Raw genomic sequence first — 5782 nt, forward strand, 5'->3', positions numbered from 1 at the left:
GTCCCGCAGGTCCTGTGAAAGCGTTCGTGCCATCCATGCTGGCCTCCTGTCACCAGCAGACAGCGTGAATCACATCAGCGCAGCGAAGGGAACCCCTACCGATTCAGTTCGTGTGGAAACCGCTCTAGCAGATCGATTTGAGGAAAGCCCAACCTCAGTCAAGCAGGCCCTAGCGATCGCGACGCATCCAGCCCGCACTGAACATCGCAAGCGCGGCCAACAGCGCAGGCACCGCCGCAACAAGGAACAACCGAGTTTCCGGCAGCTTGGCCGCAACCAGAGCGCCGCCCAGAAGCGGTCCAATGATCGACCCCAGCCGCCCCACGGCCATGCCGATCCCCGAACCAGCGCCGCGCACGGGCGGCGGAAACAGCTCGACCATCATCGCGGGGAAGTTGATCTGGGCGCCGAGGACGCAAAAACCCGCGAGGAACAATATTGCGAAAACGAACGGTTGGGAGGCTAGCGGAGCGCCGATCAGGGCGACGAAGACAGAGCCCATGAGCGTCATGAGGGCGATCGGAAGATAGGGGCCGAAGCGATTGATCAGCGGAATGCTGAAAAGGGCGCCACTGATGCCGCCCAGATTGAGCGCGACGCCCGCAAGCGCGGCCAATTGCGGCGTACCGCCCCGTGAGACGACCAGCGACGGCGTCCAGCTGACCAGAGCATAGGTCAGCATCAACAGGCAGAACAGCCCCAGCCACAGACTGACCGCCGGCCATAGCCGTCCTTCCGAAAGCGGCGCTCGCAGGAAATTTCGCCCCTGCCCGGCCCCGCGCACGGCTTCCCTACCCTTGAACGATTCAGGAATGGCAAGCGCTGCCCCGGTCGCGAGCAGGCAGGCGACACCTGCGCAGGCGAAAACGATCTGCCAGCCCGTGTGCAGGACGGCCGCCGTCAGGGCGCCGCCCACGACCGCGCCCAGGGGATAGCCGATATACATCAGCGTCACGGTGCCCGCACGGCGGGTAGCCCCGGCATGTTCCGCCGTAAGGGAGATGACGGCCGGCAAAGCGCCGCCTAACCCGATACCTGCCACGAAACGCAAGGCGGCGAGTTGATGGAAGCTCTGCGCAAGCGAACAGGCGAAGGTCATCATCGCGGCGAGCAGAAGCGCTCCGACAAGCAAGGGCTTTCGCCCATAGCGATCCGACAGCGGCCCCATCGAGACCGCGCCGACGATCGCGCCGCAATAGCCTGCGGCAAAAAGCTGCCCGATATTGATGGGCTCAAGCTGCATCGCCTTGGCGAGCAATGGCGCCACAAAGGACACCATCAGCGTGTCATAGCCATCGACCATGACGATGAGGAATGACAAGATGACCACGCCAACCCGCGTGGAGCGGTCCTTTTGGGCCTCTGCTTCGATGTCCTCTATCGCGCTCATGGTCATGCGAAACCCAGGAGTTTTCTGGGATTATCGCTCAGAATCTGCTTCCTGACCGCTGGATCGGGCGCCCAGATGGCGAGCAGATTGAGCAAGGCGCCGGTATCACGCGCTCCCTCCGGGATATGTGGCCAGTCAGACCCCCAAATGGCGCGTTCCGGAGCGGCCGCGACAATGGTTTTGGCGATTTCGTTCACTGCGTCCATGCCGCGTTTTTTTGCAAGCCGGTAGGGAGCCGAAAGCTTGAGCCCGCAGCGTCCCTGAGTCATGAGCGCCAGCAGGCGCGCGAAATCCGCCTCCGTCAGACCATCTTCCTCCAGCATATAGCCCATATGATCGATGACATAGTCGATCTCCAGCGCCCCAAGAAAGTCGATCAGGTCACGGACGATAAAGCCGGGCGCATAGAATTGGAGATGCCAGCCAAATGGTGCGACCTTGGCGGCCATTGCCAGGATATAGGCCTGGATCTCGACCAGGGGCAACTGCGCTCGCTTGAACAGGTCCAACCGCACGCCGCATACACCCGCATCCGTATAGGCCTGCAGCGTCGCCGCATCGATGTCCGGCTCGACCATGACGACGCCCCGGGCGATGTCGCCCGCGGCCTTCAGATTGTCGATCAGGCATCGGTTATCGGTGTCGTAGAAGCTCGGCTGGACGATCACGAAATTGCGCAGGCCCAGCACCTGCATGGCCGCGCGAAACTGAACAAGCGTCGCATCGGGCAAGGTGTAATGTGGCCGTTCGACCGATGGATAGCGATCAAGCGGTCCAAAGATATGCATATGAGCGTCAACGGCCCCACCGGGCATCTCGAACACCGGACGTTCGAGCGTCTCGGCCGGGCGCATTGGCTGGGAAAGGAGCGGTTCATGTGCTGTCATCTTGGTCTTCCCGTAAGGTCAAATAGTTGAATTGATCGTTTCAGGCGAATTTCCCGCGCCAACTGTCGACGCGCTGGACCAATCCGTCGGCCACGACATCGGTGTCGATGCCGGCGAAGATGAACGGCGAGAACCCCATCTCCAGCAATTCCAGAAAGTGATCGTCATCCGCGACTCCCCCGATAATCGCCACCTTTCCATGCGCGCGTGCTACAGAGGCTACATGCGCGCAGGCTTCCATCACCGCTGCATTACGAACCTTGCCGGGGCACCCCATTTCGGCGGTCAAGTCGTTGGTGCCAACCCCAATGATGTCGATTCCCAACACGGCTGCGATCGCATCGGCATTTTCGATTCCGCGGGGTGATTCAATCAAGGCCTGAACCACGACCGAGTTGTTAGCCGTCGCCACGAATTCGTCAGCCCCGGTTCGGACGAACCCCGTCTGCGGGAGCCGTGCAAGCATCGACCGCTGGCCAAGGGGGGGGAAGCGGCAAGCGCCAGCAAGGAGACGGGCATCAGCTTCTGTTTCGATCTTTGGGCCTATGATCCCCGTGCCACCGCTGTCGAGAAGTCTGCCGATGACACCATATTCACGCTCCGGAACGCGCACCCAGGCCCCCAGCCCGATGTCGTGCGCAGTCGCTGCAATCTGTGCGGCCGCATCGATCGACATGCTGCTATGTTCCAAGTCGATCCAGACCAGATCGTAGCCCGCGCCAGATGCCATGCGTGCGATATCGGGCGTACGGCTGAAACGGATGCCGAGGGATAATATTCGCTGCCCAGCCGCAAGGCGCGGCATCACGGACATTTCCAAATCCATGCCGCGCAGGCGATCATAACGCATTCCAGACCTCTCCGTCTTGCGCGCGACTCCCTCCAGATCGAACAGGTCGCGCAGCTGATTATTTTCCGGCAGACAGCATATCAACCGCCGCTCGCCCTTCATTTGCCGCGTGAGATCGTTTTATGCTAATTTAATACAGGGAGGCGATTGATGGGGACAATATATCAATGGATATTCGACAGCTACGGTATTTCACCGTCCTTTGCGAAGAACTGCATTTTCGCCGTGCCGCTGAGCGACTTAATATAACGCAGGCCCCGCTCTCGCTGGCGATCCAGTCGCTCGAACGCGAACTGGGGGCGCAGCTGTTTCACCGTACCCAGCGGCGTGTGTCGTTGACCGAAATAGGGGCAGCGTTCCGATCCAATGCCGCTTCGATCCTTGGACAACTCGAACGCGCCGTGGACGATGTTCATGAAATGGTGGTCGGCGAAGCGGGACATCTCCGGATCGGGTTCACCGCTGCTTCGTCGCTGCTCTTCTTCTTCCCCAAGATCATCCGAACCTTCAGAACCCGCTACCCGCAGGTAAAGATGACGCTGCACGAAATCTCCTCACAGGGCCAGATGACAGCTCTTGCGGACCGTGAAATCGACATCGGCTTCATGCGGACACTCACACCTCCCCATCGATCGGAGATCAGCTTCACGCATCTCGTCGAAGATCCCCTGGTCGTAGCCATGCATGCCGAACACCCGCTCAACCGCTTCGAAACGCTGACGATTGGCGAACTGAAGGACGAGCCTCTCATCTTCTACCCCCGCAAGTCGGGGGTAGGTATCTACGATCAGGTCATCAAGCTTTTCTCACGCCAGGGCCACATGCCCAACATCGTGCAGGAGGCCCAGGAATCCTCCACGATTATCAGTCTTGCCGCTTCGGGCCTCGGCGTGGCGATCGTGCCTTCGGAACTACAGTGCATCAAGGTGCCCAATATCAGCTTCAGGCCGCTGTCCGATGAAGGGGCGGTCACACGCCTGCTGCTTGGTTGTCGTGCCGGTGAAGAGAGTGCGCTCGTTGCGAACTTCCGTCGACTGGCCCAGGCGACGATTGCATCGGCGCATCGCAAAGATGGCCAAGCCTCAAATCCAAGTTTGATTTCTTAAACCAAACAATCGCTCTCTCATATTGAATTGGAATAGATCAACCCTCATCCCCTATCCAAGTAACGACGCCGCTGGATCAGTCCGCGGATGCGGCTGGTGACATTGCAACTGCGGGGCCTGTTGGTCCTGATGCAACGATCCGGCACATTGCGGACAGACTAAAATTGCGGCGCGATTGCAAAGGAGAGGAAATGACCATGCGCCAGCTGAAGGGGGGCCTTTCGCGCTCGATAAGGAGGTCCGCACCCATCATCCTGATCGGATCTGCGCTGTCGCCCATGGCGGCGGCCCGAACCGCGAATCCAGCCGCGGCAGAGCCAGGCCAGGAAATGCAGGGTATTGCCGATATCGTCGTCACGGCAGAACGCCGCGCCGGCTCCGTGCAGGCTACGCCGATCGCCATCAGCGCCTTTGGTGGAGACAAGCTCGAAAGTCAGGGCATCGTCACAGTCGAGGGGCTTTCCCGGATTGCGCCCAGCCTTCAGATCTACTCGGAACAAATCAACAATGAAGAATATATCATTCGCGGCATCGGCAAATCCAACGAGGATCTGACCACGGATTCGGGTGTCGCGGTCAATATCAACGACGCCTATATTGCGCAGTCGGGCGAAGCCAATGCGGCGCTGTTTGACATCGAACGCGTCGAGGTGCTGCGCGGCCCGCAGGGTACGCTCTATGGCAAGAACGCCGTCGGCGGCGTCATCAACATCATCACGCGCAAGCCCACCGATCATCTGGACGGCTATGTGCTCGCCGAACTGGGCGGGTTGGGGCGCCGGCAGTTCGAAGCGGCGGTGAGCGCGCCGGTGGTCGAGGACAAGCTGTCCGCCCGAATTGCTGGATTTTCCCTCCATACCGATGGTGCCTATCGCAATCTCACCACCGGCAATCGCGCCAACGGCGTCGACTCCCAGGCTTTGCGCGGGTCGCTCCTGTTCACGCCAAGTGACGATTGGGAGGTCAGCCTCACAGTCGATTATTCCAAGGTCGATCAGGACGGCGTGCTAAAGAGCGCTATTGTCGATGTGCCCGGAACGCCGCTCATCGTCCGCGACTTTTTCGAACCGCCCTATCCCACCCAGGAAGAGAATATTCGCAGCGGCCGGAGCGAAACCGAAGGCGAGCAAGGCATCCGCCAATGGGGCGGCGTGCTGAGGATCGACCGCAAGGCCGATGCCGGAACCATCTCCTTCCTGTCCGCCTATCGCGGCGAGCGCAGCTATAATGTGGAGGATGTCGATCGTACGGCCGCCCTGCAAAACAACTTCATCGCGCAACAGAAGACCTGGGCGACCAGCCAGGAGCTGCGTTTTGTCTCGGACGATGCAGGGCCGTTGTCGGTCAGGATCGTGTGGATGCGGTAGGGCACCGCTTTCAGCAGGTGTTCGAGAAACTCCCATGCCGTTCGGCGATCAGCCTTGTCTGTCAACGGCGGAGCAAAAGTCGGCCATTCGGCGGCGTAAAACCAGGCCATCGTGTTACATGCCGGGGGGAGTGGCGTGAGGGCGTAGCCCGAGGGCCACTCCCCCCGGCATTGGTGTAATTT

At 60.3% G+C, this 5782-nt stretch carries 5 protein-coding genes; 2 read left to right on the plus strand and 3 right to left on the minus strand.

The window, feature by feature from the left end; all coding sequences use genetic code 11:
- Window positions 1-169 precede the first annotated feature (169 nt).
- The 3 genes from EWH12_RS21325 to EWH12_RS21335 are packed head-to-tail and all read right to left on the minus strand — an operon-like array spanning window position 170 to window position 3229.
- Window positions 170-1396, minus strand: a complete 1227-nt coding sequence (locus EWH12_RS21325) for an MFS transporter (RefSeq protein WP_129927762.1) — start codon at window positions 1394-1396, stop codon at window positions 170-172.
- The gene (locus EWH12_RS21330) at window positions 1393-2277 is read right to left on the minus strand and encodes an amidohydrolase family protein (protein ID WP_165363693.1); all 885 of its coding nucleotides are present in this window, start codon (window positions 2275-2277) and stop codon (window positions 1393-1395) included. The genes EWH12_RS21325 and EWH12_RS21330 overlap by 4 nt, the downstream gene beginning before the upstream one ends.
- A 40-nt stretch (window positions 2278-2317) precedes the next feature.
- On the minus strand, window positions 2318-3229 hold the full coding sequence (locus tag EWH12_RS21335) for an HpcH/HpaI aldolase family protein (protein ID WP_066608631.1): 912 nt from the start codon (window positions 3227-3229) through the stop codon (window positions 2318-2320).
- A 65-nt stretch (window positions 3230-3294) separates the two neighbouring features.
- On the opposite strand from EWH12_RS21335, the gene EWH12_RS21340 reads away from it, so the two are divergent.
- Together EWH12_RS21340 and EWH12_RS21345 are read left to right on the plus strand one after the other, a co-directional pair.
- Window positions 3295-4233, plus strand: coding sequence for a LysR family transcriptional regulator (locus EWH12_RS21340; protein WP_129927763.1), 939 nt, complete (start codon window positions 3295-3297; stop codon window positions 4231-4233).
- Between the two features lie 191 nt (window positions 4234-4424).
- A complete protein-coding gene (locus EWH12_RS21345; RefSeq protein WP_129927764.1) occupies window positions 4425-5600 on the plus strand; it encodes a TonB-dependent receptor in 1176 nt (391 codons plus the stop codon).
- Window positions 5601-5782 lie beyond the last annotated feature (182 nt).

The sequence above is a fragment of the Sphingobium cupriresistens genome (assembly GCF_004152865.1).
Lineage (GTDB): Bacteria > Pseudomonadota > Alphaproteobacteria > Sphingomonadales > Sphingomonadaceae > Sphingobium > Sphingobium cupriresistens.